The sequence below is a fragment of the Streptomyces parvus genome (assembly GCF_014648875.1).
In the GTDB taxonomy this organism is placed as follows: domain Bacteria; phylum Actinomycetota; class Actinomycetes; order Streptomycetales; family Streptomycetaceae; genus Streptomyces; species Streptomyces parvus.
Genome location: NZ_BMRY01000001.1, coordinates 1,218,427 through 1,243,799, shown reverse-complemented (window position 1 = coordinate 1,243,799; position 25,373 = coordinate 1,218,427). Strand labels below are relative to the sequence as shown.

Sequence of the window (25,373 nt, the reverse complement as noted above, 5' to 3'; positions counted from 1 at the left end):
TTCCTGGTGGGGCGACGCGATCTTTCTGTTTCCCCTCGGCGGCCGCCGCTCCTAGCGTGGACATCGGAAACCGCAACGAACGGTACATATCGGAGAGGGGATCCGTCATGAGTGAGAAGCAGCAGCAGTCGCTGAAGGGCAGGACCGCCGTCGTCGCCGGGGGCGCGAAGAATCTCGGAGGCCTGATCAGTCGCTCGCTGGGCGAGGCCGGAGCGAACGTCGTCGTCCACTACCACGGCGAGAACACCGCGGCCGATGCCGAGAAGACTGCGGAGGCCGTACGGGGCACGGGTGCCCAGGCCGTCGTCGTCCGCGAGGACCTGACCCGCGTCGAGGGGGTCCGCAGCCTCTTCGACCAGGCGCTCGACGCCTTCGGCGGGGTGGACGTCGCCGTGAACACCACGGGCATGGTGCTGCGGAAGCCGATCGCCGAGACGACCGAGGAGGAGTACGACCGCATGTTCGCGATCAACTCCAAGGCGGCGTACTTCTTCCTCCAGGAGGCCGGTGCGCGCCTCAACGACGGCGGTCGCATCGTCAGCCTGGTGACGTCCCTGCTCGCAGCGTTCACGGACGGGTACTCCACCTACGCGGGCGCCAAGGCCCCGCTGGAGCACTTCACCCGGGCGGCGGCCAAGGAGTTCGCGCCGCGCGGGATCGCGGTGAACAATGTGGCCCCGGGGCCGATGGACACACCGTTCTTCTACCCGCAGGAGACGCCGGAGCGGGTGGAGTTCCACAAGTCCCAGGGGATGGGCGGCCGGCTGACGGAGATCGAGGACATCGCGCCGCTGGTGACGTTCCTCGTCACCGAGGGCGGCTGGATCACCGGTCAGACGATCTTCGCCAACGGCGGCTACACGGTCCGCTGATCCCCGTCGGCAGACGGCGTCCGGGAGGACCGCGTGAGTCTGGACCTGCGCAAGTTGGAGCATCTCGTCGCCGTCGCCGAGGAGGGCGGGTTCACCCGGGCGGCCGAACGGCTGCACCTGAGCCAGCAGGCGCTGAGCACCTCCATCCGCACCCTGGAGCGGCACGTCGGCGTCCGGCTCCTGGACCGGGGCCACCAGTACGTGACCCCGACCCCGGCCGGGCAGGCCCTCATCGACGACGCCCGGGCGCTCAGCGCCCAGGCGCTCGCCGCCCTGGACCGGGCCCGGCGCATCGGGCGCGGCCGGGCCGGGCATCTGCGGATCGGCCACACCCCGGCGGTCACGGCGGAGGAGGTCGTCGAGCTGCTGACCCGGGCGGGCGCGGAGGAGCAGGGCATACAGGCCCACGTCCGCCAGCTCTTCCCCGACGAACTGCGCGAGCAACTCCTCACCGGCGCATGCGACCTGGGCCTGACCCGTGCCATGCCCGCCGATACGGGGCTGACCCGGGCCCGGATCGCCGAACACCGCCTGCGGGTCGCCGTCCCCGCGGGTGACCCGCTCGCCGGCCGGCCCGCCGTGGCCCTGGCCGACCTGGGCGGCCGGCCGCTCACGGTGTGGGGCGAGGCGGGCTCGTCCGCGTACACGGACCTCCTGATCGGCCTGTGCCGTCAGGCGGGCGTCGAACCGGACGTCCGGCGCAACCCGGTCCAGGGCACGCCGCCCGTCACCGCCGTCACCGCGACCGGCCGCATCGCCTTCGTCACGACGTCCCCGGGCCCGGCGGCGGGCGGCGCGGCGTACGTCGTCGACCTGGACCCGCCCGTACACGTTCCGGTCCACGCGCTGTGGCCCGCGCACACGACGTGCCCGGGGCGGGATGTCTTCCTGGAGCGGACCGCGGGGAAGAGGGGGAGCGGCTTTCTCGCGGAGTGACGCGGGCGAGGTGGTGCGCACCTCGGCGGGCCCCCGTGGCGTCCGGCCGGGCCCCTGTCCGGGCGGTCACCGCGAAGGGGCGGCCGGCCCGCAGATCAACGTGTGGCCCAGCCGGGCGACCGCGAGCAGGTCCGCGCGGTCCGCGCCGAGATTGGCCCGCGCCGACAGCCCGTGCCAGATCGACTGGATGAGCCCGGTCAGGGCCGACGCGTCCGAGTCCGTCGGCAACTCAACCTCCTTGACGGCGCGTTCGACGCGTGCGCAGAGGATCCGTTCGTTGTGGCCCTGGAGTTCGGCGAAGTAGGCGCTGGTGTCGAGGGTGCTGGTGCTGTCGGCCATGGCGGCGCTGCTGAGCAGGCAGCCGGGGTGTTCGTCGTCGGGCCGGGTGAACTCGTGGACGGAGTCGATCAGGACGCGTTCGACGACAGTCCGGAACTCCGTTGCGGCGACGGCCTGTTCGTAGATCTCCCGGTAGCGCTCGGCGTAGGTCCGCACCGCCTCCTCGAACAGCTCGGCCTTGCTGCCGAAGGCTCCGTAGAGGCTGGAGGTGGAGAGGCCGAGCTGTGCGGTCAGGTCGCGGGTCGACGTGCCCGAGTAGCCGCGTCGCCAGAAGAGGCGGGCGGCGTCGAGGAGCGCGCGGTCGCGGTCGAAGGCTCGTGGGCGTCCACGTTTCGGCTGGGGCACCCTTGCATTGTAGAGCGATCGCACCATAATGGGTTTATGGAGCGAACGATTCAGAAAAGGTTTCCGGTCGGCGACGGCAGCTGGGTCACGGTCGACGTGTACGGGGAGCCGGACACCCCGGGCCTCGTCGTGGTCCCGGGCGCGATGAGCGACGCCCTCGGCTGGCGTACTGTCGCGACCGCCGTGGACGCGTGGCCGTCGGTGGCGGTCGTCAACCGCCGGGGCCGTGCGCCCTCGGGCCCGATGACCGCCGCCTACTCCCTGCGCACCGAGGTGGCGGACCTCGGGGTGGTCCTCGACCGGCTCGGCGGCGCCCGGACCCTCTTCGGCTGGAGCTACGGCGGCCTCATCGCCCTGCTGGCGGCGGACGAACGGCCACTGCGCCAGGTGATCGCGTACGAGCCGGTGATACGGCCGTTCGGCCTCGACGTGCTCCCGGACCTCAAGGCGGCCGACGAGGCGGCGGACCGGGACGCTGCCGTGGAGATCGTGCACCGGCGGATCGCCGGTCTCGACGAAGCGGTCGTCGACGCGCTGCGCGCCGACCCCGAGGTGTGGGAGGCACTGTGCCGACTGGCCGCGCCGATCTACGCCGAGACGGCCGCGCTGTACGGGGAGCCCGCGCCGGACTCCCTCGCCCGGCGGGCGGACCGCGTCGACCTGATCGTCGGCGGGGCCAATCGGGGCACGGCCCCCTACGGAACATCGTTCGACGACGTCGCCCGGCGCGTCCCCCGCGCCGGGGTCCACGAACTCCCCGGCCAGGGGCACATGGCCCACCTCCAGGCCCCGGCGGAGCTGGCCCGGCTGATGGAGGCGCTGGCCGTCACCGGGTGAGCGGGGTGGGGGCGCGTCCGACATGCGGCGGCGGGCCGACCGGCAGAGACTCGGTACGGATCTCCGGGGCCCGCCCCGGGCGCACCCCGCATCGAGGAGGAACACGATGGCCACGTCGATCAGCGACCCGGTGGTGGAGAAGTTCATCGCCGCGGTGAACGCGGGCGACAAGGACGCCTTCTTCGCCGACGTCCTCACCGAGGACGCCACCATGTCCGACGACGGCAGCGAACGGGACCTGGCCGCCTGGACGGAGAAGGAGATCTTCTCGCCGCAAGCCAACGGCCGCATGGAGGTCGTGGAGGCTTCCGGCGACGGCCGCGTCCTCGTCGTCGACTACACGAACGACACCTGGGGCACGATGCGGACCCGCTGGGTCTTCACGGTCACCGGCGACCGCGTCAGCCGCTTCGAAACGGGCCAGGCGCCGTCCTAGGTGCATGGACCCCGCGAGGTCCTGGCCGTTCCTTCACCGCCGGTCACAGCCGGCGGTAGGTGCGTCCGCCGCGCCGGGGGAGGGCCGCCGGGTCGTCGGGACCGGTCCGGGTGGCCCGTAGTGCGAGGTGGACCTCGGCGCGCACGGTGGCGTCGCCGAGGTTCTGGGCGAGGTGCTCCGCGCACTGGGTGAGCCAGTTGGACAGGGTGGTGCGGTGGACGTGCAGTTCGGCGGCCGCCGGTGCGGTCCTGGCGTGATGGTCCAGCCAGCAGGCCAGCGCGATCCTCAGATGCGGCTCCAGTCCGCCGACCAGGCCGTGGGCCCAGGCCCGGACCGCCTCGGTGTCCAGGATGCCGTCCGGCAGAGTCTCCAGACGGGCGGAGGCGGCCCCGGTCTCGCCCCCGGGGATCTCGGCGGAGGCGGGCGCGCGGAGGACGAGCAGCAGATGCGCCTGCACGGTGGCGTCCTCCAGGTCCGCGCGGAGCAGCCGGGACAGCTCGCGTATCCGGGCCCGTACCGTACCGGCGGACAGACCGAGCGCGGCGGCGGCCCGGGGTTTGGAGCCGGTGCGGAGCCACACCAGGAGCAGGTGCTGGTTGGCCGGGGTCAGCGGGCGCCGTACGGATCCCGCCCAGCGGGCGTACCGGGCGGTCGGCAGCAGGGGCGCGAGCCGGGAGGTGCCGACGGCGTCGGCGGGGACGATCCGGCGGTCGGGGGTGGCGCTGTGCCGGGCGGCCGCGGCGTCGCTGTGGGCGGCGGGCATCTCCGCCAGGGGCAGCGGCCCGGCCATGCCCGCGAGCAGCTGGTGGCGCTCGCTCACCCGGGAGACCAGGCGCAGGACCCGCCCGTCGTCACCGCCCCGGTGGAGTTCCGCGACGACGAGTTCGCCGTCCAGCCGGCCCAGCAGGGTGCAGGCGTCGGCGTGCGGGGCGAGTGAGGGACCCACGGCCCGCCACAGGACCTGGTGGGCGGTGGGGACGTCGGCCCCGGTGAGCCGGTAGACCGTGACATGGGTGAGCCGGCTCCCGCCCAGGGTGTCGGCGACGGCGGCGGTGTGCCCGGCCAGCAGCAGCCGGACGAGGGAGGTGTGCAGCCGCATCTGCTCGCCCCGCAACTCCGCCGCCCGCTGCCCGCGCACCTCCAGGAGGGCCGCGGTGGACGTGGCGACGCGGGCTGCCTGCTCCGGCGGGACGGTGGGCCCGGGGGCCAGGACGAGGACGGCTCCGGCCGCCGGGCGCTGGAGGCAGTGCGGGTGTTCGTACGGGTCGGCGGCCGCGTGCACCCCGTCGGCGGCCGCGGCGGCGGGGGTGCTGTAGACGGCCCCGGCGATCGGGTCTGCCAGCACCGCCCACCCCTGGACCAGCAGCGCGGCCTCGGCGATCAGATGCGCACCGGACCGGGTCGCCGCCCGCAGCAGCCGGTCCGTCGTCTCCTGCGCGTGCCGGGCGCCGCCCGGGCAGGCGGCCTCGTGGCCGGGCGTACCTGTGGTGGTGCTCATGAGGAGAGCCTCTGCGGGCCGTGCGTGCCGCGTACGGGAAACCCCGTACGCGACACGGCAGTTGGGCGGCGGGTCCGGGCGCGGATCAGGGAATGCGGGCGACCGCGCCCCATCCGGCGCGGGCCGTGGTGGTGCCGGTGTTCGCGTCGGGCCGCCAGTTCGGCCAGGACACCATCCCCGGCTCCACCATCTCCAGACCGTCGAAGAAGGCGACCGTGGTCTCCGGCTCCCGGAAGATGTACGGGATCGCGCCGCTCGCGTTGTACTCGTCCTGGACGGCCCGGTGGGCCTCGTCGGACGCGGTGGAGTGGCTCAGCGAGAGGTAGCTGCCGGAGGGCAGGCGCTCCACCAGCCGCCGTACCAGGGACAGCGCGTCGTCCCAGTCCACGATGTGCCCCAGGACGTCACTGATCACGAGGGCGACGGGCTGCGTCAGGTCCAGGGTCTTGGCCGCCCCGGTGAGGACGGTCTCGGTGTCGCGCATGTCCGCCTCGACGTAGGCGGTCGCACCCTCGGGGGCGCTGGTCAGCAGCGCGTGGACGTGCAGGAGCACCAGGGGGTCGTGGTCGACGTAGACGATCCGGGACTCCGGGGCTATCCGCTGGGCGACCTCGTGCGTGTTGTTCGCGGTCGGCAGCCCCGCCCCGACGTCGAGGAACTGCCGGATCCCGGCGTCCCGGGCGAGATAGGTGACGGTCCGGCGCAGGAAGTCCCGGGACTCCTTCGCGAACGTCTCGATCAGCGGGTACTTCCCCCGGTAGGCGTCGCCCGCCGCCCGGTCCGCCGGGAAGTTGTCCTTGCCGCCGAGCCAGTAGTTCCAGACACGTGCGGAGTGCGCGACGCTCGTGTCGATCTGCGCGGGCAGTTCAGGCCCATTTCCGGTCGTATTCATCCTGTAACACCTCTCTGGTTCGGGCCGGCCGTATCGCCATCACGCACGACACGTCCAGCATTCCCTGATACGTCTGCACGGGGTGGGGGCTGTCCCACACCTCCGCCGTGCCGGGCAACCCGCCCTCCCGCACCACGTGGTCCGCGATCTCCCGGATCTCCACCCGGTACAGGGAGAGGGCCGGGACACCGGTGAGGGGGTGCGGCGGTGCGTACTCGGGGTGCAACTGCATCGTCACATCCCCGCGTTCGGCCGTCCGTTGCAGCATCCCGAGCTGCTCGCGCATCACCTCGTCGTCGCCCACGCGGCAGCGAAGCGCGGTGACGGGCAGGACGGCCCAGAGCCGGGTCTGCTGTTCCTGGAGCCGCTTCTGACGCTCCACCAGGAAGTCCGCCCGCCTCCGCCGCTCGGCCGCGTCACGCTCCGGGAACATGACCTCGTCCACGGCCATCGCGTACGCCGGGGTCCGCAACAGCAGCGGGACCAGCGCCGGATGCCACGTGCGGACGACACTGGCGGCGGACTCCACGCTCATCAGGTCCATCAGCCAGGGGGCCATGGCGTCCCGCCAGGGATGCCACCAGCCGGGCATGTTGGCGGCGTTGAGCCGCCCCATGATGTCGTCCGTCTCCGCGGCACCGGCCCCGTAGAGCGCGAGCAGGGCGGACACCTGCCCCACGTCGAGGGAGGTCTGCGCCTGTTCCAGCCGTCGCAGTGTCGAGGGATGCCAGCCCAGCTGCGTCGCCGCCTGCGGTACGGACAGGCCGACGCCCTCCCGCAGGTGCCGCAGGCGGGCCACCAGGACCAGGTGCCGTGCCGTACGGCCCGACCGTTCGCGCGCCACGGTTCCCCCTTCCCGCTCCGGTCCCGCTCGGTTCCGCTCCGGCTCGATCTGTCCGACATTCCGCGCAGTCTGCGCACAGTGCACACAGCGCACCTTGCGACGCTCGCACGGCGCTCCCAAGGTAAGCATGTCCGACTCCATCACACGCCAACTCGGTAAGACCGGGCCGATCTTGCCCCATGCCCCTCCGTCCACCCGCTACGGGGACCCCGTACTCCGTGGCCGTACTCCCGCTCTGCCGTTCCGTGCACCGTCGTTCCGGCGGCCCGTTCTCTGGAGCCCACCGCATGAACCACTCGACCGGCCTGACCGATCCGACCCCGCTGCCCCGCCTGGCCGACGTGACCCCTCTGGTCCACCCGAAACTGCGGTCCGTCGTCGCGGCTCCCCGGCCCGCCCAGCCCCGCCCGCTCGACCTGCGCGTCCGCGCCCAGCGGATCCAGATCGACGAACTCGTCGTCGACGACCCACACCAGGTCCTCGCCCACGCCCGGCAGGCCGCCCTCGACGACCCCGAAACGGCGGAGCAGTTGGGGTACAGCGCCACGGAACCGCTGCCGCTCCCGGACGCGGCCGCGCTGCTGTGCGCGCTCTACGACACCGAGGCCCTCACGGACATGGGCCTGCGCCTCACCCGCCACACCACCCGCGTCTCCGCCTCCAACCAGCAGACGGAGCCGGTGTCGTTGGTGCGGTCGACCACACCGGACGGCCAGGAGGACTGACTCCGCCGGTCGCCCGTGCGAGGGCGGAGCCTCGCCTAGCCTGCTGCCATGCCCGACAACAGGCCCGACAACAGGCCCGACAGCCCGCCCGGCAGCAGCGCCGAGCCCGCGCGACGCGACGACAGTCCCGCAGAAGCCCGGCGGGTGCTTCTGAGCCGTACGTTCGACGACGACGCGGAGCTGTACGACCGGGCCAGGCCCGGATATCCGCCGGAGCTGTACGGCGACCTGGCGGACCTGGCGGGCGCGGTCCCCGGCAGCCGTGTCCTGGAGATCGGCTGCGGCACCGGCCAGGCCACGGTGCCGCTCGCCGGGCGGGGCTGTCGGATCACGGCGGTGGAGGCGGGCCCGCGCATGGCCGCGATCGCTCGCCGGAACCTTGCCGAGTCCCTGGCGGCGGAGGTGGTGACGGCGGAGTTCGAGAGCTGGCCGCTGCCCGCGGAGCCGTTCGACGTGGTGCTCGCGGCGACCGCGTTCCACTGGATCGACCCGGCGGTACGCGTGCCCCGGGCCGCCGAAGCGCTGCGTCCCGGAGGGGCGCTCGCCGTGGTGCGCAGCCAGCATGTGATGGGCGGTACCGAGGAGTTCTTCGTCGAGGTCCAGCGCTGCTACGAACGCTTCGACCCGGCGACGCCGCCCGGGCTGCGGCCCCCGGCGGCCGGCGAGGTCGGCAACTCCGAAGCGAGGACGGGAAGCGTTCCGGCGGCCCGCCCGGCACGTCACGCTGATTCGAGGACCAGTTCGCTCCACCGGACGCCGCCACGGCCGTGAAGATCGACACGTTCGCCCTGATACACCGCCGTCAGACCGTAGGCACGGCCCAGCAGGACCGTCTCGGCGGCCGACACGTCGAACATGCGGCGGCCCTCGGGAACGGGGCCATGGCGCAGATTGACGAAGAACCGGCCTCCCGTCCCCAGCAAGGAGGCGATTCTCGCCATCGCCGCACGGCGCTCTTCCGCGTCCAGGTGCATCCACACGGCCGTGGCGAAGACGGCGTCGAAGCGGCCGGGGTGCCGGGGCAGCGGAAGTTGGGGGAGGGCGTCGTCGACCCAGTCGACCGTACGGGCTCCATGGATCCGCTGTCCGTGCGCGCGGAGCTCGGCGGTGGGCTCCGCCGCCACGACCCGGTACCCGCGGGCCGCCAGCGCCGCCGCGTCCCGCCCGGTGCCCGCGCCCACGTCCAGGATGCGGGCGGGCGCGGAGGGGATCAGATGCAGCACTTCGCGGTGGACGTCCTCGAAGGTGACCTGCTCGTACTGGACGGCCAGCTCGTCGGCGGCTTCGGCGTACCCGGCGGTGCTGTCGGCCGGGAACGCTGTTGCACCGGCGACTACTTGATCACTCATGGTGGGAAAACCAGACTTTCCGGCGGATGCCGTACGCGGCGGCGCCGATGAGGAGGACGATGGCTCCGGTGAGCACGGAGGGCAGCGGCAGGGTGAAGGCCAGGACGAGGCAGCCGGCCAGGCCGACGGCAGGGATGATCCGGGCCGGGCGGCCTTCGGTCGAAGTCAGGTTCCATGCGGAGGCGTTGGCGATGGCGTAGTACGCGAGGACGCCGAAGGAGGAGAACCCGATCGCCCCGCGTACGTCCGTGGTCGCGGCGGCCACGGCGACGACGGCGCCGACGAGCAGTTCGGCCCGGTGGGGGACCTTGAAGCGCGGGTGGACGGCGGCCAGGGCGTGGGGGAGGTGGCGGTCGCGGGCCATGGCCAGGGTGGTGCGAGAGACGCCGAGGATGAGGGAGAGCAGGGAGCCGAGGGCGGCGACGGCCGCGCCCACGCGTACGACGGGGACGAGCCATTCGGCGTCGGCCGCCCGCGCAGCGTCCGTGAGCGGGGCCTTGGCGGAGGCGAGTTGGCCGGGCCCCAGGACGAGGAGGACGGAGACGGCGACGAGGGCGTAGACGACGAGGGCGATGCCGAGGGCGATCGGGATGGCGCGCGGAATGGTGCGGGCCGGATCGCGGGCCTCCTCGCCGAGGGTGGCGATGCGGGCGTAGCCGGCGAACGCGAAGAACAGCAGTCCCGCCGCCTGCAGCACACCGGCCACCGTGGCGTCGGCGCCGATCTCCAGGCGGGCCCCGTCCACCCCGCCGGACGTCAGGGAGGCGGTCGCGACGGCGGCGAGCACCGCCAGGACGACCGCCACGATGACGCGGGTGAGCAGGACGGACTTCTGGACGCCCGCGTAGTTGACCGAGGTCAGAGCCACCACGGCGGCCACCGCGACCGCGTGCGCCTGGCCCGGCCAGACGTAGGACCCGACGGTCAACGCCATCGCCGCACACGACGCGGTCTTGCCCACGACGAACGCCCACCCGGCCAGGTAACCCCAGAACGGGCCGAGCCGCTCCCGCCCGTAGACGTAGGTGCCGCCCGAGGCCGGGTAGAGGGCGGCGAGCCGGGCCGAGGAGGTGGCGTTGCAGTAGGCGACGACCGCGGCCAGCGCGAGTCCGAGCAGCAGGCCGGATCCGGCGGCGCGGGCGGCGGGGGCCAGTGAGGCGAAGATCCCGGCGCCGATCATCGACCCCAGGCCGATCATCACGGCGTCCCGTACGCCGATGTGCCGCTGGAGGCCGCCCGGGGGTGCGGATACGCCTCCGGGCGCGGCTCCGCGTGGGGGCTTGCTGTTCAAACCCGGTCTCCTCAAGGAAATGTTCGCGTGCCTGTGCCCCGACGAAACCCGCCTAGACCAGCCACTCCCCATCGCGCATCAGGGTACGTCCGGCCATCTCGGAGACCGTGCCCCACGCCTGAAGCACCTGCGGGGTGACGTGGAAGAAGACGTACGAGGGGTGGTCCTTGCGGGGGTCCCAGCCGTCCTTGGCGGCGCAGGCGTCGCCGACCTCGGCCGGAAGCTCCTCGCGGGTCAGCATGCGCGCGGTGCCGTGGACCAGGACCACGTCCCGGGTATGGCCGAAGCTGAGCCGGGCCCGGCCCGAGGAGCACAGGTTGCGTCCCGTCGGGTTGGTGTCACGGGTGGCCAGCCACACCGTCTCGCCGTCCCACCAGAGGCGAGCGGGGCGAGGCACGGTTCGCCGGTGGCGTCGGCCGTGGCGACCCATACGTCGTTGTCCCGCACGAGCCGTTCAAGCGCTTCGCGCTTCCGCTGCTCCGGGCTACGGGGACCGCTGAAGAGAAGTCAACTGGCGTCATGCGGCGAGGGTATGGCGTGCGGCGCGGTTGCCGAATCGGGCGGGGGACCTACGCCTTGCCCTGAGCGAGCGGGCAAACTCGTTTGACGGCGTGGGGAGAATTCCTGGCATGGGTACTGACATCAGCGGCTTCATCGAGTACCGGGCGTCGGGGGACGAGCAGGAGCCGACCTGGTACGGCGCACACGACCTCGGTCCCCTGAACGACTATGTCCGCAACTACGACGCGTTCGGCTGTCTCTTCGGGGTGCGCAACTTCGCGAACTTCCGTCCCCTGGCGGCAGGCAGGGGGTTCCCCTCCGATGCCTCGGCTGCGCTGGGCGCGCGGTTCGCGCAGCTGGCCGAGTGGTACGGCGAGGACGGCTTCCACAGCACCACGTGGATCACGTGGGCCGAGGTGAAGGCCGTCGACTGGGACGAGCCCGCGGAGAAGCCCGACAGTCGCCTCCACGCGTACCGAAAGACGCCGAGCGGACTCAGGATGACGGGCAAGGCCTCCTGGAGCGCGGAGTTCGCCGAGGCCGTCGGACTGGAGCGGGGCGACGTCCGGGAGTGGCCCGACGGCGCTGAGTGGCTCATCGGGGACACGCTCTACAAGTCGGTCACCGTCCGCCGCAGGGATGCCGTCACCGAGACCGGCGAGTGGCGGCCTGTCTGGGAAGCCATGAAGGAACTCGCGGAACAGCACGGTGACGACAACGTACGCCTTGTGGTGTGGTTCGACGACTGAGCACGGGGGAATGTCTCGCCTTCGGCCTGAGCATCGACGCGCTCGGCCCCGACTTCGGCCCCGAGGCCCTGATGGACACCCTGGCGGCATCGGCCTCCTTGGCCACCCTCGTGCGCACGGCGGGTCCGCGTACTCCGCAGGACGTGTGGGCGCCGGAGTGGGTGGAGACGGCCTGGACGATTCATTCCACATGATCAGTGGCGGTAGGCGATCAGTGATCGCGTGACGGGCCGGCTCTTCCTGTGGTTGTGCCGGTGCCGTCGCACGGGTGGTAGAGCTCTTGGGCGCGGGCGGAGTCGATGGACCCGTCCTGGGGCAGGGGCAGGAAGTAGTCCAGCTGCCACGCCTGCGCCATGCCGGCTTGGCGGTTGGTGGTGGTCACCCAGGGCGGGTAGACGCGGAAGGCTCGCTTGCCACCGGAACCGTTTGCCGACGTGACACCGTCGGCGTGCGCGAGGCCCGCAAGCTCGCCGGGCTCGCCGCCGAGTGGCTGCGGCGGGGGGTGAGCGCCGGGGACCTGCGGCTGGCGCTCAGCAGCGCGCTGCCGGCGGAAGGAGTGCGCACGGCCTTCGGGTTCCTGGCGCACCGGCTGGTGGAGAAGCTGCCCCCGCGTCCGGAGGAGGTGGCGGAGAGCACGTCTCCGCCACCGTCATCGCCCCTGCCGCTGCCCCTCGTCGCCTGCGACGGACCCGGTGAGGAGCACGTGTTCCGGCCGCACATGTCGTGGGTCACTACCTGCGGGCCCTGTCACCGTGCGCAGCAACGCGCCGAGGCGGAGCTGATGTTGGCCCGAGCCCAGGCCGACCCCGCGCCTCCGCCACCGTCCTGGCGGGAGCGTGTCGCCGCCGAGGCCCGCGCCGATGAGGTCGCTTCCGGCTACGGGACCCGGGCCACGGCCACGTAGATGCCGCTGAACTCCTGCGTGGGCGCGGGCGTTCCGTTGAACCACTCCGGGGCCTTCACCAGGCCCGGAGCGACGATCTCCAGGCCCTCGAAGAACCGGGAGAACTCCTCGCGGCTCCGCAGGGCCAGCTGGATGCCGCCCTTCTTGTACTCGTCCCCGGCCTGCTCCCCCTTCTCCTCGTTCACGTCGGACGCGCCGTGGGACAGGACGACGTAACTGCCGGGCGCCATCGCGTCGGTGAACGTACGGACGATGTCGATCGGCTTCTCGGCGTCGGGGAGGAAGTGGAGGAGGCCGAGCAGCGACAGGGCGATCGGGCGGTCGAAGTCCAGGGTCTCGCGGGCCGCGTCGAGGATGATCGCGGGCTCGCGGACATCCGCGTGGACATAGTCCGTCACGCCCTCGGGCCGGCTGACCAGCAGCGCTTCCGCGTGCCGCAGGACGATGGGGTCGTTGTCGCAGTAGACGACCCGGGCGGAGGGGCGGATCTCCTGGGCCGTCTGGTGCAGGTTCGGCTCGGTGGGGATGCCCGTCCCGATGTCCAGGAACTGCGTGACGCCCTCGCCCGCCAGCCAGGCCGTCGCCCGGTTCATGAAGGAACGCTGCTGCCGGGCGCCCACCTTCGCCTCGGCGGGCAGGAGCTCCGCCACCTGCTGGTCCACCGGGTAGTTGTCCTTGCCGCCGAGCAGCGCGTCGTAGACCCGGGCCGAGTGCGGCTTGCTGGTGTCGATCGGGGGGTGAGGCGCCTGTGCCGTCATACCGAACTCCAGATACACGTGGTGTGGACCATTCAGTCGACGCAGTCTGCCACAACGCCTACGGGGTGCCGGCGGCCACCCAGTGGCCCACGAGATCCGCGTAGAGCGGGCTCTCGCCCAGGAGTTGGGCGTGTGTGCCGATGGCCGTGCGCTCGCCGTCGAGCACCAGGACGCGCGGCGCGCGCAGCGCGGAGCTGATGCGGTGCGCCACCACGACGAGCGTGGTGCCCCGTGCCGCGAACGCCCGCTCGGCCCGCTCCTCGGCCGCCGGGTCGAGGTGGCAGCACGCCTCGTCCAGCAGCACGACCGACGCGGGTGACACATGGGCGCGGGCCAGCGCCACGAGTTGCCGTTCACCGGAGGAGAGCGGGGGGCCGTCCAGCCCGACGGGTGCGTCCAGGCCGCCGAGCCGGTCCACGAGGGCCCGCGCGCCCACGGCCTCCGCGGAGGCGAGGAGGTCGGCGTCCCGGGCCCGGGGGGTCAGGTAGCGGAGGTTGTCCCGCACGGTGCCGGTGAACACGTACGCCTCCTGCGGGATCAACGTCACCTCCCGGTGGAGCCAGGCCCGGTCGACCTCCGTCACCGGCACGCCGCCCAGGGTCAGCCGTCCGTCGTCCGGTGCGGCCAGCCCGGCCAGCAGGGTGGTCAGGGTCGACTTCCCCGCACCGCTCGGCCCGACGACCGTCAGATGGGAGCCGGCGGGAAGGTCGAGGGAGAGCCCGTCGATGACGGGTGCCGCGCCGGGCCCGTAGGCGTAGCCGACGTCCACCAGGGACAGGTCCGGGGAGCGCGGGGACCGTGCGAAGGCGTCCGGCCCCGGCGCCCGCGCGGGTACGCGCCGTGCGGGGATGTCCGGCCCCGGCGCCGGGCGGGGTGCGCGCCGTGCCGGAGCCGTCGACCGGCTCAACCGGCCCAGTACGGTCGCCAGCTGCACGCCCCACGAGCCGAGTACGGCGACGAGGGAGCGCAGGGCCGGAGCGACCCCGCTGATCAGATAGCTGGTCGCGCCCAGCAGTTCGCCCACCGACAGCGCCCCCCGGTCCAGGAGCCGCGGAGCCGCCAGGAGGAGCACCAGCAGCGGGAGGTGGCTGCCCAGTGACACCAGCAGGGTGTTGGCCGACGCGGTCCTGGCGACGGCCCGGACCGCATCGCGGTGGTCGGTGATCCGGGCGGACAGGTCGTCGGCCACCCGGTCCCGGGCGCCGCACGCGACGACGTCCCGGATGCCGTCGAAGGTCTCCCCCGCCGCCGCCGTGAGCGCCTCCTCGGCCCGCAGTTGGCGGCCCTGGCGGCGGGCGAGGACGCGGAGCCGGGGGACGCAGAGGAGCAGGGTGAGCAGGACCGGGGGCAGGGTGACCGCCGCCACCGGCGCGGACAGGGCGGCGAGGCCCACGAACGCCATCAGCAGGGAGACGCCGAGCTGCCGGGCCGAGCGCAGCAGGGCGGAGACCAGCGCCCGTACGGTCTCGACCTGGACCGTCAGCCGGGCCACGCCCGCGCCCGCCGTGTCCCGCGCTCCCGCCGCCGCGCGATGGACGGCCCCTGCGGCCACGGCTGTCACCAGTTCGTCCCGCAGCGGCTCCACGAGCCGTCCCAGCCAGGGGGTCAGGGTCCGGGTCATCAGGGCGCGGAAGACCATCGCGGCCCCGAGCAGGCCGATCCAGAGGAAGCCTTCGGCCGGGCGGCCCGCCAGGAAGCCCCGGTCCAGGGCGGCGGCCACGAGGAGCCCGGAGGCGAGTGCCGGAACGGCCTCCAGCAGCGACCATCCCGCCACCGCGACCGCCGCACCGCGGTGCTGCCGCAGGAACCCGGCGAACAGGTTCCGGTCGACGGGGCGCGGGGCGCTCTCGCTCATGCCGACTCCCGGGTGTGCGGATCCGTGCCGTGCCCGGGAACGCCTTCCGGTGCGGTGTCCGTCGCGAAGAGGGCCCGGTAGTCCCCGCGTTGCCACAGATCCGCGTGCGTGCCCAGGGCGCGGACCCGGCCGTCCTCCAGCCAGGCCACCAGATCGGCCCGCGCCGCGGTCGACACCCGGTGGGCGATCAGCACGCGCGTACGGCCCGACCAGGCCGAGGCCAGCGCGGAGCCGACCTGTGCCTCCGTGGCGGTGTCCAGGCTCGACAGCGCGTCGTCCAGGACGACCACCGCCGGATCGTGGACCAACGCGCGTGCCAGTCCGAGGCGTTGGACCTCTCCGCCGGACAGGGGCGCGTCCCTGAGAGGCGTGTCGTAGCCGTGCGGCAGGCGGGCGATGAAGTCGTCCGCCCGAGCGGCCCCGGCCGCCGCCGCCACCTCCTGGCGCGAGGCGTCCGGGCGGGCGAAGGCGATCGTCCCGGCCACCGTCGTCCCCAGCAGCGCGGGCCGCTCGAAGGCGTAGCCGACGGCGGCGCGCAGGGCTCGGGGAGTCAGTTCCCGCAGCGGCACGCCGTCGATGGCGACCATGCCCGCGTCGGGCTCCCGCAACCGCCCGACCAGCGCCGCCAGCGTGCTCTTGCCCGCCCCGGACCGCCCGACCACCGCGAGCGCCGTGCCCGCCGGGACGACGAGGTCCACGGCGTCCAGGACGAGCCGGGTCCCGGAACGTACCGTCACCCCCGACAGGGTCACCGTGCCGGGGCCGGCCGCCGGGCGGCCCCGGGTGCCGGGTGCCGGGACCGGCTGGTCGACGACCTCGGCGACCCGTCGCGCACCGGCGGCCGACATGCCGAGCGCGAAGAGGGCGTCGAGCTGGTCCAGCGCGGCCATCGCGAGCGCCGTGTACGCGACGACCGCGGCGAGTTCGCCCGCGCTGATGTCACCGTGGAGCAGGGCGAGCCCCCCGGCGCAGAGCACCAGCACCTCCACGGCCGGGATCAGCAGCCCCACCTGCCATCCGGTGTCCCGCTGGAGCGCCCAGACCCGGTGCCCGGTGCGGGACAGCTCCGGCAGGGGTTCCAGGACCCGGCGCGTCTCGGCCGCCGCCGTGCCGCTCGCACCGATGGTCCGGGCCCCGCCGAGCGCTTCCAGCAGCAGGGCGGAGATCCTGCCCTGGGCCTCCTGGTACCGGAGGAAGAGCCCCGATCCGCGGTTCATGAACCCGCGGGCGATGAGCACCAACGGCGGTACGCCCAGCGAGAAGCAGAGCCCGATCCGCCAGTCGAGCAGCCAGAGCGCGACCACCCCGCCGAGCGAGGTCAGCACCGCGGCCGAGGCCGTGACCAGCGTGACCCCCGCCGATCCGGCCTGCGCGCATCCGGCGGAGAGCCGCCCCGCGAGATCCCCGGCCGCGAAGTCGGCCGTCCCCGGCACCCCCGCGTCCAGGGCGCGCCGTGCCAGGGACCGGCGCAGGACGGCCACCGTGCCGGAGCCGTAACCCCCGTTGGCGAGGGTCTGGAGGGCCCCGGTGGTGACGACGAGGGCCAGGAGCGCGGCGCACACGAGGACGGGACCGGTGGCGGGCCGCCGGGCGACGACCGCGTCCAGGGCTCGCGCCATGGCCCAGGGGAACGCCAGCGTGCCGGCCGATCCCAGGACGGCGGTGGCGGAGGCGAGGGCGAACCAGCCACGCGTCCGGGCGGTCGCGTCCCACACCAGTCGCTGGGGAGACGTCATCGCGCTCCTTCCGGCCCTCCGTGGCTCCCGCGCGGGCGGCCGGGCACGGGTTGCGGTGAGTCGTGCGTACGGGGATCGAAGGGGTGCACGCGGCGGACACCGGCATGGGGCGTACGCGCGGACACGGCGTGCGCCGGACAGGCCCGCGGGGGGTCCGTCCGGCGCACGGCTGCTACTGCTGCTCGATGCTGGTGATGCTGCAGGTCCAGGTGCACGTACGGGTGCAGCCGGCCAGCGCGACGGACTCCTCGCCCTCCAGGGTCTGCAGCTCGTCGACGTCGACGGTCATGGTGTTGTCGATCATGATGGTGTCCTTTCGTCGTGCGTGATGTGCCCGAACACCGCCGAGGATGGGCGGTGCCGCACGGCCGCGTCGGCGACCGTGAGTCCAGGGGGAGCGGGGGAGCGGCGGCGGTCCGGGAATCCGGCCGTCAGGAAGCTCACCAGCCGGTCGGTGAGTTCGGCGCCGCCCCGCTCCTGGAGCGGGTGGTGGCCCGCTCCCGCGATGTCGAGGCAGTCGTGGGGTGCGCGTTCCGGGCCGCCCGCCGCCGTCAGCGCCCGGCGGAGCCTGTGTGTCTCGTCCACCGGCACGACGGGGTCGTCGCAGCCGTGCAGGGCGAGCACCGGTACGCGGATGCGGTGGGCGAGGCGTTCGACGTCCCGGGGGCCGAGGTCGTCGTCCGGCGGCTCGCCCAGGCCGTGCCGGTCGATCAGCGCGCGCACGGCGGGCGACGACCGCTCGCGCAGTCCGCGCGCCGACAGGAACGGGGCGATCACCGCGCAGCGTGCCCAGGTGTACGGGTCGGCGCACACGGCCAGCAGGGCGAGAAAGCCCCCGTAACTGGTGCCCAGCAGCACGGGTGGTTCGGCGCCAGGAGGGCGCTGCTCCGTGAGCGTACGGACCAGGACACGGATGTCCGCGAGGTCGGGCACGCCCCACGCGCCGTGGATCGCCTCCGCGTGGGCCCGGCCGTAGCCGGTGCTGCCGCGCTGGTTGGGGGCCACCACCGCGGCCCCGGCCTCCGACAGGCGCGCGAGCACCGGGTCGTGGCCGAGCGTCCAGTGGTCCTCCGGGCCGCCGTGCAGCGCCACGACGACGGTGGGTGCGGTGCGCCAGTCGCCCAGGCGGACCGCCTCGAACCGCCCGGACGGGGTGGCGAACCACTCGGTGGGGGCGTGCGGGGTCCCGGATGCGTCGGAGGGCGTCCCCAGGGTGCCGGAGGACGACCTCTGGGTGCCGGACCGGGCCTCGCGGGTGTCGGACGCGGGTTCGTACGCGGCGTCGTACCGGGCGGGGGGCGTGGCGGTGCCCGGGACGGTGACCAGGTCGGCGGGACGGTCCGGGGTCGCGTACACGACGCGCAGCCCGCCCGCGCTCCAGCCGGCGACGGGGTGGAACGCGCCCGGCGGCAGCTCTGCGGGCCGGGGTTGGTCCGCCCCCACGTCGTACAGGAAGAGGCGGGCCTGCGCGCCCCGGGAGACCCGCAGCGCCACCCGCTCACCCGCCGGGTCGGCGGCCAGCGGAAGGACCGCGCCGTCCAGGGAGTTGAGCCGGTCCGGGAAGTCGAGCCGGGGCCGCTCGCCGAGAGTGGCGTGGGCGATCCGCAGCCGCCCGTCGCCGGGATCGCCCGCCGTCAGCAGCAGCCCCGAGGCCGGTGCCGAGAGCAGCAGCCGGTGGACGCGGCCGTTCGCCGGGGACGGGAGGGCGTGCCACCGCCCGTCGCGCAGGTCGAGGGAGACGGGGCGGTGTCCGTCCGGCCCTTCGAGGTCCGTGGCGTAGCGGCAGCCCGTTCCGTCCAGCGGCAGGAGGGCGGTCACCCGGCCCGGCAGGGTCAGTGGATCGCTCAGCCGCAGTGGCGCGGGAAGGACCCGCCAGACGCGGGTACGGCCGTCGTGAGCGGTCTCCACCGCCAGCGCGAGCGTCCCGCGCGGGCCGCCGGGCACCAGGCGCAGGCCGCGCGCCCCGACGGGCAGGCGCTCGGCCGGGTCCTCGGCCGGGCCCCTGGCCGGGGGCTCGTCCGGGTCCTCGGCCGGGGACAGGGACTCGGCGGGCGACAGCAGGAGCAGATGGCGGCCGGAGCCCGCCGCGCCGCGCAGTCGCAGCAGCCCGCCGTCCTCGGTCGGCAGCACCTGGGTGGCGGTGGTCTCCGCCGGGGCGCCCTCCCGGTAGCGGGGCGTGCCACCGGAGTACGGGGGACGCGTGCCGTCGAGGTCCCACCACCCCGGGGCCGGCGCGCCGTCGGCGGTGGCCACCAGACAGGCGGCGAAACGGGACCGTGCCGAGAAGCGGAAGCTGATGCGCTGCGGGTGCCGGTTCATCGCGCTCCCACCGCCGTACGCGGGTGCCGCCCGGCGGGGGCGAAGAGGTCCGGGGTGTCCGGCATCCAGAGCCGCGGGCCCCCGTCCCGCAGGCGCAGCAGCATGCCGACCGTTCCGGCGGCACCGGTCTGGTAGCCGCCCGTGACCGCCTCCAGCGATTCGTCGGGCACCACCAGCAGGCCGTCGCGCCGGACGGCGCGGGTGTGGATGCACGCGGCCAGCTCCCCGGCCTGCTCGCGGTACCGGGGGTCGCCGAGCGCGGCGGACATGTCGAGCAGGAACTCCGCGTTCCCGGCGAGCCCGTGACAGGCGGCGGGCGAGGAGAGCCACATGGCATCCCGTACTCCGGCCGCCGCGCCCACGGCCGCCTCCCGGTACCGTTCGTCGCCCGTCCGCGCCCAGAGCCGGACCAGGAACGTGCCGATGCCCGAGGAGCCGCTGCACCAGTGAGTCTGCCCCACCGGCCCGTCGGCGTCCCGGTCCCCGGCCGGCCAGACCGCCCGGCCGTCCTCGATCCGGGCCAGCCTCACCAGGGTGTCGCCCACCGCACGGGCCCCCTGCAGGAGGCCCGCGTGATCCGCCGCCACCCCGGCCGCCAGCAGGAATGCGCCGATCCCCGCGATGCCGTGGGCGAACCCGTAGTGGCGGGCCCCGGCGAGGTTCGAGTCGAAGGCGGCCGGCACCGGCCAGATCACCCCGGACGGGTGGTCCTCGGCCGCCTCGACGATCGCCCCGGCGCAGGCGACCGCCCGGTCGCGGAAAGCCGGATCACCGGTCGTGCGCCAGAAGTGCAGCTGGGTCATCCCGGCCCCCGCCGCCCCGTGGCAGATGTCCCGGTTGGGCCAGTCGACGGGGACCGCGCGCGCCAGTGCGGACGCCTCGGCGGCGACGTCCTCGTCGCCCAGCAGCAGCGCCGCGTCGAGCAGTGCCCAGGCCGTGCCGGAGCGGCCGAAGTGCAGCCCGGGCAGGAGCGTTCCGTCGGGTGTCCGGCCGGTGGGAAGATCGGCGAGGCGCCGCCGTGTCCACTCCGTCAGCTCCGCCACCCCGTGCCGGACGTCGGGCCCCGCGCCCGCCGCCGCGGCCCGGGTGAGCACGGCCAGGACGCCGGCCGATCCGTACTGGACGTTCAGCGGGTCGGTGGTCGCGCCGAACGAGCTGACGTCCCAGAGGTGTCCGCCGCTGCCGGGGCGGGTGCGGAGCAGATACGCGAGGCCGTCGGCGATCAGCCGTTCGCGCTCCTCGTCGGCCAGGGCGGCAACGCCGCTCCCACCGCAGGCGCCCGGGCCCGTCACCCCGGTTCCGCCCGTGGGCCGGTGACCGGTTCCGGGCAGCTCCGCGAGAACCCTCCGTACCCGGGACAGCTCCCAACGTCTTTCGGGGAGCGGGGCGCAGAGGGCGAGCAGCAGAGGCAGAAGCGGGGCCGCCCAGGGGCGGTCGGCGATCGCCAGTGCGATCAGGGCCTCCGTACGGTCGCCCACCGGGCGGTCGTCGGGGACCAGGAGCATGTCGACACCCGTCGCCAGGTGGAGCAGCACCGCGCCGAGGCCGTAGAGGTCGCCCGCGTACGTGGGGGCCGTGAAGTCGTAGTCCCGCAGCGAGGACACCTCGGGGCCGACATAGCCGGGGGTGTACCCGCGGCGGACCGGGACGCCCTCGGGTGCCAGGTACTCGACGTCGATGAGCCGGACCCGGCCTTCCGGGGTGACCATGAGGTTGTTCGGTGAGAGGTCGCGCAGCACCCGCCCGGTGCCGTGGACGCCCGCCACGATGTCCACGATCTGCCGGCCGAGGTGCAGGAACTCCGCGAGGTCCCGCACCGGGCGCTTCACCAGCCGGTCGCGCAGCGTCCGCCCCGGCACGAACTCCTGGGCCAGGAAGAGGTTGCCGCCCTGCGCGAACAACTCGATCGCGGCAGGGGTGCAGCCCAGCGGGGCCAGCGCCTCCAGCATCTCGGCCTCGTGGCGCAGGGTGTCCTGGAGGTCGGTGCCGTCCATGCGGACGCCGACGTGCGCCCGCGCCTCCTTCACCACGACCTGCCGGCCGGTGGTCTCGTCGGTCGCGAGGTACACCCCGCCCTTGAAGGCGTGCCGGATCGCCTTGGCGACGACGTAACGGCCGTTGAGGCGAACGGATTTCCTCCCCGGTGTCCGCGTCGGCTTCCGCGGTCCGGTCTGCTCCAGCGGTCCGGTCTGCGCCCGCGACGGGTTCGACGTGGCCCCCGGGGGAGACGTCGGCTCCGGGAACGGGGGCGGTGCCCACGCGGGGGTGGTGACCCAGGCCTGACGCCGGTCCTTCTCCAGTTCACCGGCGGGGTTGCGCAGCCGTACGTCCGTGTCCCCGTCGTTCGTCGTCGTCCGCACCCCGCCGAACACCCCGTAGCGGTAGTGGACGAGGCTGCCCGGGGCGTACGGCTGGTCCGACAGGATGCGGGGTCCGCGCAGCCCCAGCGTCGCCGCGTGGAGCCGCCGGGCCAGTCGGCGGAACAGCTCCGGGTCGTCCGGGTAGACCGTGATGAACTTTCCGCCGCCCCCGCGGTCGGCACGCCCGCCGGTCAGCAGGGCGACCCGGTCCAGGGAGCCGGCGAACTTGAACGAGGCCCGTTCCCCGATGAGGACGTCGGCCGCCACCGCGAGCACCAGGGCCGCGGACAGCGGTGTGGCCGACAGGTGCAGTTTCCAGCCCTGTTCGCCGCTCCGATGGCCGCGGGGCCGGACCGAGCACCAGAACTCCCCCTGATCGACCGCCCACCCGGTGGCACCGCGCCGGTGCAGCACGCCGTCGACGATGCCGGGCAGCAGTCCGGTGTCCAGCGCGAAGAAGCTGCCGCTGTCGTGTTCGTCGCAGTCCGTGCTCACGGGCGATCCTTCCTGTGCGGTGCGGTGCGGTGCGGTGCGGTGCGGAGCCGGGCCATGCCGTGCGGTGCGGGTCTGTGCGCTGGGCGCTTCGGGTCCGCGTCGGGGGTTGGCAGCGGCCGAATCAGGTGATGATGCGTCACATCGCTTTTCAGCCAAGGCGGATCGAAAGATCTGCCGAGTTGTCCGGGAATCACGGGCCGACCTCGGCCGGGGTCCGCCTATCGTGGCCGCGAGCGATCCCCTGATCGCCACGGGTGACGTTAGCGGTGTGCCGAGGGGCCGGTGCACCACCCGTTCTGGGGGGTTGTGATCAAGGGGGGCCGCCGGATCGACAGAGCCGAAACCGGGCTGCAACGGGCCCGGAAGACGATGGTCATCGCCACCGCGCTGTACCGCGGCAGTCATCTGGTCGCGGGAGGTTCGGTGGTCACGCAGCATCAGCGCGACCGTCCGTTCCCGTGGCTGGCGCTGGTGGCCGCGATCGCGGCGACCGCTCTCATCTGGTTCATGGCGGCCCGCCACCGGCGGCTCGTCTCCTGGGCGGTGGGCCTCGACGTCCTGGTGATCGGCTGCCTGCTGCCCTTCGGCGCGTACGTCTGGGGAGGGGCCCGCACTCAGGAGTCGATCGCCTGGGTCATGCTCCTGGGCGGATCGGCCTCGGCCATGGCCGCTGTCGCCTTCGGAGCGCGCCTCCTCGTCGTCGCCGTGGTGCTCCTGGTGGCCACGCATCTCGCCGGGTATCTCCTGGTGGAGGCGGACGCCGCCGTGACCGGCGCCCATCTGAACGCCCTGGTCTTCTCCGCCGTCGTCTCCTGGGTGCTCACCTGGTACCTCTGCCGGCAAGGCGAGCAGGTCGACGCGGCCAACCGGCGTGCGCTGGACGCGGAGGCGCAGCGGGCCCGGTTCGCGGAGCGCGTCGCCCACCACAACGCCCTGCACGACACGGTCCTCGCCACGCTGACGGCCATCGCCCGCGGTGGCGTCGACGCCAACACCTCGATGATGCGCGAGCGGTGTGCGCGGGAGGCCGCCTACCTCCGGAGGCTGGTCGAGGAGGCGGACGACCGTGAGCACGCCTCCGAGGTGCGGGCCGCACTGGAGGAGTCCGTACGCGCGGCCGAAGCGCTCGGACTGCGGGTGACCGCCCGCTATCACGCGCTGCCCGCCGTGCCCGGCGAGATAGCGCTGACCATGGCACGGGCCGCGACCGAGGCGCTCAACAACGTGCGGTGCCACGCCGGTACGGGGCACGCCTTCCTGACCGCCGCCGGTGACTCCGGCCGGCTGGTCGTCACCGTGGTCGACCGGGGCCGGGGATTCGCCGTGGAAGGCGCCGGAAGGCAGGGAGCGAGCGGACCGGCGGGGGCGGGGGCGTCGGGCGGGTCGGTGGTGCGCGCCGCCTCCGTCCCACCGGCCACCGGCGGGATCGGGCTCGACCGTTGCGTGTACGCCCGGATGCGCGGCGTGGGCGGGCGGGCCCTGGTGGACAGCGCCCCCGGCGAGGGCGTGCGCGTGGAGCTGAGATGGCCGGGGTGATCAGCGTCGCCGTGGTGGACGACGACCGGATGCTGCGGGACGGCATCCGGTCCTGGTTCGCGGACGTCGAGGAGGTGGACCTCGTCGCCTGCGCCGCCACCGTCGACGAGCTGCTCGCCGGGCACGGGGAGCCGCCGGACGTCGTGCTGCTGGACCTCATGCTGCGTGACGACCGGACGTCCGCCGACAACATCCGCCGCCTGCGGACGGCCGGCAGCCGGGTGCTGATGATCAGCGTGGTGGCGGACCGCGACCGGATCGTCGCGGCCGTCACCGACGGCGCCGACGGCTTCCTCACGAAGGACCAGGAACTGTCCGTACTCGTCGAAGCCGTCCGCGAGATCGCGGCCGGGCGCACCGCCCACTCCCCGGAGCTGGCCTTCGCCCTGGCCTACGACCGGGGCCCGGCCCGCCCCCGGCTCTCTCCGCAGGAGCGCGAGGTGCTGGTGGGGTACGCCTCCGGGCTGACGCTGAAGGCCACGGCCCGCAGGACCGGGATCACGGTGAACACGGCGAAGTACTACCTGGACCGGGTGAAGGCCAAGTACCAGGAGGCGGGCCGGCCCACCTACACCAAGATCGACCTGGCGACCCGGGTCCGCGAGGACGGCTGGCGTTGACCCGTAGACGTACGGCATCCGAGGATCGCTCACGTGAGCCATCCTTCTGATCAGCCTTCGTCTTCTCCGTCGCCCTCGCCCTGGTCGCCGCCCTCGGGCGATGCGCCCCGCACGGACGGGCCGCCGCCCTCGCCCTGGGCCCCGCCGTCGTCGGCGGCCGAGCCGCCGCACCCGCCCGCAGCGGCCTGGCAGACCGGACAGGCGGGGCAGGCGTGGCCGGGCGGCCAGGGCTGGGACCGGCCCCCGCAGTGGAGCCGCCCGCCGACCGGGCCGGAGCGGGCTCCCTCCGGGTCCCGCTACGACGAGCAGGGGCGCAACGGGCGCGGCGGACGGTTCGGCTGGATCGGTGAGCTGTCGGCCGTCGTGGGGCTGGTCGTGGCGGGCGTCCTGGTCGTCGGCATCGGCGGGTTCGTCCTCGCGGAGCTGCTGGACGCGGGGCCCACGGACCCGGACAGCGACCTGTTCTTCGAGGACCCCGTCGCCGACCTGGTCGTCCAGCTCCTCGGCATCGCGATCGCCATACCCATCGTCCTGTGGGGCGCCCGCGTGATCGGCCGGCGGCCCGCCGGGACCGTGTCCTCCGTCGTCGGGCGGCTGCGCTGGGGCTGGCTCGCGCGGTGCGCCGCCGTGGGCTTCCCGCTGATGGTCGTGCAGATCGGCGTGCTCATCGCGTGGACCTGGAACGACGAGCCGGTCGGGGAGTCGGGGACCGGCTTCCCGGGGTGGTCCGTCTTCCTGCTGAGCCTGGCGGTGATCCTGGCGCTCGTCCCGTTCCAGGCCGCCGCCGAGGAGTACGTCTTCCGGGGCTGGCTGGTCCAGGTGATCGGCCGGGTCGCGCGTACGCCCTGGCCCGCCGTCGCCGTCGCGTCCCTGCTGTTCGCCCTGGCCCACGGGTTCGGTGAACTCTCCGGGTTCCTCCTGCTGCTGTACTCGGCCCTGTGGTGGGGCTGGCTCGTGATCCGTACCGGTGGACTCGAAGCCGTGATCGTCATGCACGTCGCCAACAACCTGCTGGCCTTCGGCCTCGCGGCCGGCTTCGGCGAACTCGCCAGCACCGAGACCGCCGCCGACGCCCCCTGGCAGGCCATGGTCGCCGAACTCGTCTTCGCCCCGCTGTACTGCCTCACCGTGGCCCGCATCGCCGACCGCCGCGGGATCGAGCGGGTGAGCCCCTGA

23 protein-coding genes and 3 pseudogenes are annotated in these 25,373 nt (G+C 73.9%); 12 read left to right on the top strand and 14 right to left on the bottom strand.

Annotated elements, in window-relative coordinates; translation table 11 throughout:
• Positions 1 to 107: 107 nt before the first annotated feature.
• Both IE140_RS05640 and IE140_RS05635 read left to right on the top strand, forming a co-directional pair.
• Positions 108 to 872 carry an SDR family oxidoreductase gene (locus tag IE140_RS05640; protein ID WP_006126581.1) on the top strand — a complete coding sequence of 255 codons (765 nt, stop codon included), beginning with the start codon at positions 108 to 110 and terminating at the stop codon, positions 870 to 872.
• Between the two features lie 33 nt (positions 873 to 905).
• Positions 906 to 1,808 carry a LysR family transcriptional regulator gene (locus tag IE140_RS05635; protein ID WP_150196450.1) on the top strand — a complete coding sequence of 301 codons (903 nt, stop codon included), beginning with the start codon at positions 906 to 908 and terminating at the stop codon, positions 1,806 to 1,808.
• Positions 1,809 to 1,874: 66 nt separating this feature from the next.
• On the opposite strand, the gene IE140_RS05630 is transcribed toward IE140_RS05635, so the two are convergent.
• On the bottom strand, positions 1,875 to 2,492 hold the full coding sequence (locus IE140_RS05630; RefSeq protein ID WP_150196451.1) for a TetR/AcrR family transcriptional regulator: 618 nt from the start codon (positions 2,490 to 2,492) through the stop codon (positions 1,875 to 1,877).
• Positions 2,493 to 2,528: 36 nt separating this feature from the next.
• On the opposite strand from IE140_RS05630, the gene IE140_RS05625 reads away from it, so the two are divergent.
• The gene (locus IE140_RS05625; protein ID WP_150196452.1) at positions 2,529 to 3,329 is read left to right on the top strand and encodes an alpha/beta fold hydrolase; all 801 of its coding nucleotides are present in this window, start codon (positions 2,529 to 2,531) and stop codon (positions 3,327 to 3,329) included.
• A gap of 106 nt (positions 3,330 to 3,435) precedes the next feature.
• On the top strand, positions 3,436 to 3,765 hold the full coding sequence (locus IE140_RS05620) for a nuclear transport factor 2-like protein (protein ID WP_006126583.1): 330 nt from the start codon (positions 3,436 to 3,438) through the stop codon (positions 3,763 to 3,765).
• Between the two features lie 43 nt (positions 3,766 to 3,808).
• On the opposite strand, the gene IE140_RS05615 is transcribed toward IE140_RS05620, so the two are convergent.
• The 3 genes from IE140_RS05615 to IE140_RS05605 all read right to left on the bottom strand — a co-directional run bounded on the left by IE140_RS05615 (position 3,809) and on the right by IE140_RS05605 (position 6,999).
• Positions 3,809 to 5,263, bottom strand: coding sequence for a PucR family transcriptional regulator (locus tag IE140_RS05615; RefSeq protein ID WP_150196453.1), 1,455 nt, complete (start codon positions 5,261 to 5,263; stop codon positions 3,809 to 3,811).
• Between the two features lie 85 nt (positions 5,264 to 5,348).
• Entirely contained in the window at positions 5,349 to 6,155 is an 807-nt protein-coding gene (locus IE140_RS05610) for an SAM-dependent methyltransferase (protein ID WP_093440116.1), read from the bottom strand.
• A complete protein-coding gene (locus tag IE140_RS05605; RefSeq protein ID WP_006126587.1) occupies positions 6,130 to 6,999 on the bottom strand; it encodes a helix-turn-helix domain-containing protein in 870 nt (289 codons plus the stop codon). Before IE140_RS05605 ends, IE140_RS05610 begins: the two co-directional genes overlap by 26 nt.
• A gap of 287 nt (positions 7,000 to 7,286) precedes the next feature.
• Here IE140_RS05605 and IE140_RS05600 point away from each other — a divergent pair, with 287 nt between their 5' ends.
• Both IE140_RS05600 and IE140_RS05595 read left to right on the top strand, forming a co-directional pair.
• Positions 7,287 to 7,724: a hypothetical protein gene (locus tag IE140_RS05600; protein ID WP_109179624.1), complete on the top strand. Its 438-nt coding sequence runs from the start codon at positions 7,287 to 7,289 to the stop codon at positions 7,722 to 7,724.
• A 48-nt stretch (positions 7,725 to 7,772) separates the two neighbouring features.
• Positions 7,773 to 8,405: pseudogene (locus IE140_RS05595) on the top strand (class I SAM-dependent methyltransferase); the annotation flags it as partial.
• 38 nt (positions 8,406 to 8,443) lie between these two features.
• Here IE140_RS05595 and IE140_RS05590 read toward each other — a convergent pair.
• The 3 genes and pseudogenes from IE140_RS05590 to IE140_RS05580 form a co-directional block, all read right to left on the bottom strand.
• Complete coding sequence (locus IE140_RS05590) at positions 8,444 to 9,073, bottom strand: class I SAM-dependent methyltransferase (RefSeq protein ID WP_093440121.1); 630 nt, start codon at positions 9,071 to 9,073, stop codon at positions 8,444 to 8,446.
• A complete protein-coding gene (locus IE140_RS05585; protein WP_150196454.1) occupies positions 9,066 to 10,364 on the bottom strand; it encodes an APC family permease in 1,299 nt (432 codons plus the stop codon). The genes IE140_RS05590 and IE140_RS05585 overlap by 8 nt, the downstream gene beginning before the upstream one ends.
• Before the next feature lie 52 nt (positions 10,365 to 10,416).
• Positions 10,417 to 10,811 (bottom strand): annotated as a pseudogene (locus IE140_RS05580) (pyridoxamine 5'-phosphate oxidase family protein).
• Positions 10,812 to 10,993: 182 nt separating this feature from the next.
• On the opposite strand from IE140_RS05580, the gene IE140_RS05575 reads away from it, so the two are divergent.
• Together IE140_RS05575 and IE140_RS05570 are read left to right on the top strand one after the other, a co-directional pair.
• Entirely contained in the window at positions 10,994 to 11,614 is a 621-nt protein-coding gene (locus tag IE140_RS05575) for a hypothetical protein (RefSeq protein WP_150196455.1), read from the top strand.
• Positions 11,599 to 11,808 carry a hypothetical protein gene (locus tag IE140_RS05570; RefSeq protein WP_150196456.1) on the top strand — a complete coding sequence of 70 codons (210 nt, stop codon included), beginning with the start codon at positions 11,599 to 11,601 and terminating at the stop codon, positions 11,806 to 11,808. The genes IE140_RS05575 and IE140_RS05570 overlap by 16 nt, the downstream gene beginning before the upstream one ends.
• Positions 11,809 to 11,825: 17 nt before the next feature.
• Here IE140_RS05570 and IE140_RS35860 read toward each other — a convergent pair whose 3' ends face one another.
• Positions 11,826 to 11,996 (bottom strand): hypothetical protein, encoded by a 171-nt coding sequence (locus tag IE140_RS35860; RefSeq protein WP_308438355.1) that lies wholly within the window; start codon positions 11,994 to 11,996, stop codon positions 11,826 to 11,828.
• Positions 11,997 to 12,062: 66 nt separating this feature from the next.
• On the opposite strand from IE140_RS35860, the gene IE140_RS35855 reads away from it, so the two are divergent.
• A complete protein-coding gene (locus IE140_RS35855) occupies positions 12,063 to 12,518 on the top strand; it encodes a hypothetical protein (RefSeq protein WP_308438354.1) in 456 nt (151 codons plus the stop codon).
• On the opposite strand, the gene IE140_RS05560 is transcribed toward IE140_RS35855, so the two are convergent.
• The 6 genes from IE140_RS05560 to lanL form a co-directional block, all read right to left on the bottom strand.
• Complete coding sequence (locus tag IE140_RS05560; RefSeq protein WP_032764395.1) at positions 12,491 to 13,276, bottom strand: SAM-dependent methyltransferase; 786 nt, start codon at positions 13,274 to 13,276, stop codon at positions 12,491 to 12,493. The genes IE140_RS35855 and IE140_RS05560 overlap by 28 nt on opposite strands.
• Before the next feature lie 58 nt (positions 13,277 to 13,334).
• Complete coding sequence (locus tag IE140_RS05555; RefSeq protein WP_150196458.1) at positions 13,335 to 15,131, bottom strand: ABC transporter ATP-binding protein; 1,797 nt, start codon at positions 15,129 to 15,131, stop codon at positions 13,335 to 13,337.
• Positions 15,128 to 16,867: an ABC transporter ATP-binding protein gene (locus IE140_RS05550; RefSeq protein ID WP_150196459.1), complete on the bottom strand. Its 1,740-nt coding sequence runs from the start codon at positions 16,865 to 16,867 to the stop codon at positions 15,128 to 15,130. Before IE140_RS05550 ends, IE140_RS05555 begins: the two co-directional genes overlap by 4 nt.
• A gap of 172 nt (positions 16,868 to 17,039) precedes the next feature.
• Positions 17,040 to 17,171, bottom strand: a complete 132-nt coding sequence (locus tag IE140_RS05545; RefSeq protein WP_189460106.1) for an ALQxL family class IV lanthipeptide — start codon at positions 17,169 to 17,171, stop codon at positions 17,040 to 17,042.
• Complete coding sequence (locus tag IE140_RS05540) at positions 17,168 to 19,186, bottom strand: alpha/beta hydrolase family protein (RefSeq protein WP_150196460.1); 2,019 nt, start codon at positions 19,184 to 19,186, stop codon at positions 17,168 to 17,170. Before IE140_RS05540 ends, IE140_RS05545 begins: the two co-directional genes overlap by 4 nt.
• Complete coding sequence (gene lanL, locus IE140_RS05535) at positions 19,183 to 22,041, bottom strand: class IV lanthionine synthetase LanL (protein WP_167533528.1); 2,859 nt, start codon at positions 22,039 to 22,041, stop codon at positions 19,183 to 19,185. The genes IE140_RS05540 and lanL overlap by 4 nt, the downstream gene beginning before the upstream one ends.
• Before the next feature lie 306 nt (positions 22,042 to 22,347).
• Here lanL and IE140_RS05530 point away from each other — a divergent pair, with 306 nt between their 5' ends.
• The 3 genes and pseudogenes from IE140_RS05530 to IE140_RS05520 all read left to right on the top strand — a co-directional run.
• A complete protein-coding gene (locus IE140_RS05530) occupies positions 22,348 to 23,577 on the top strand; it encodes a sensor histidine kinase (protein ID WP_189460102.1) in 1,230 nt (409 codons plus the stop codon).
• Complete coding sequence (locus tag IE140_RS05525) at positions 23,565 to 24,197, top strand: response regulator (RefSeq protein WP_093440155.1); 633 nt, start codon at positions 23,565 to 23,567, stop codon at positions 24,195 to 24,197. Before IE140_RS05530 ends, IE140_RS05525 begins: the two co-directional genes overlap by 13 nt.
• Positions 24,198 to 24,473: 276 nt before the next feature.
• Positions 24,474 to 25,373: pseudogene (locus IE140_RS05520) on the top strand (CPBP family intramembrane glutamic endopeptidase); the annotation flags it as partial.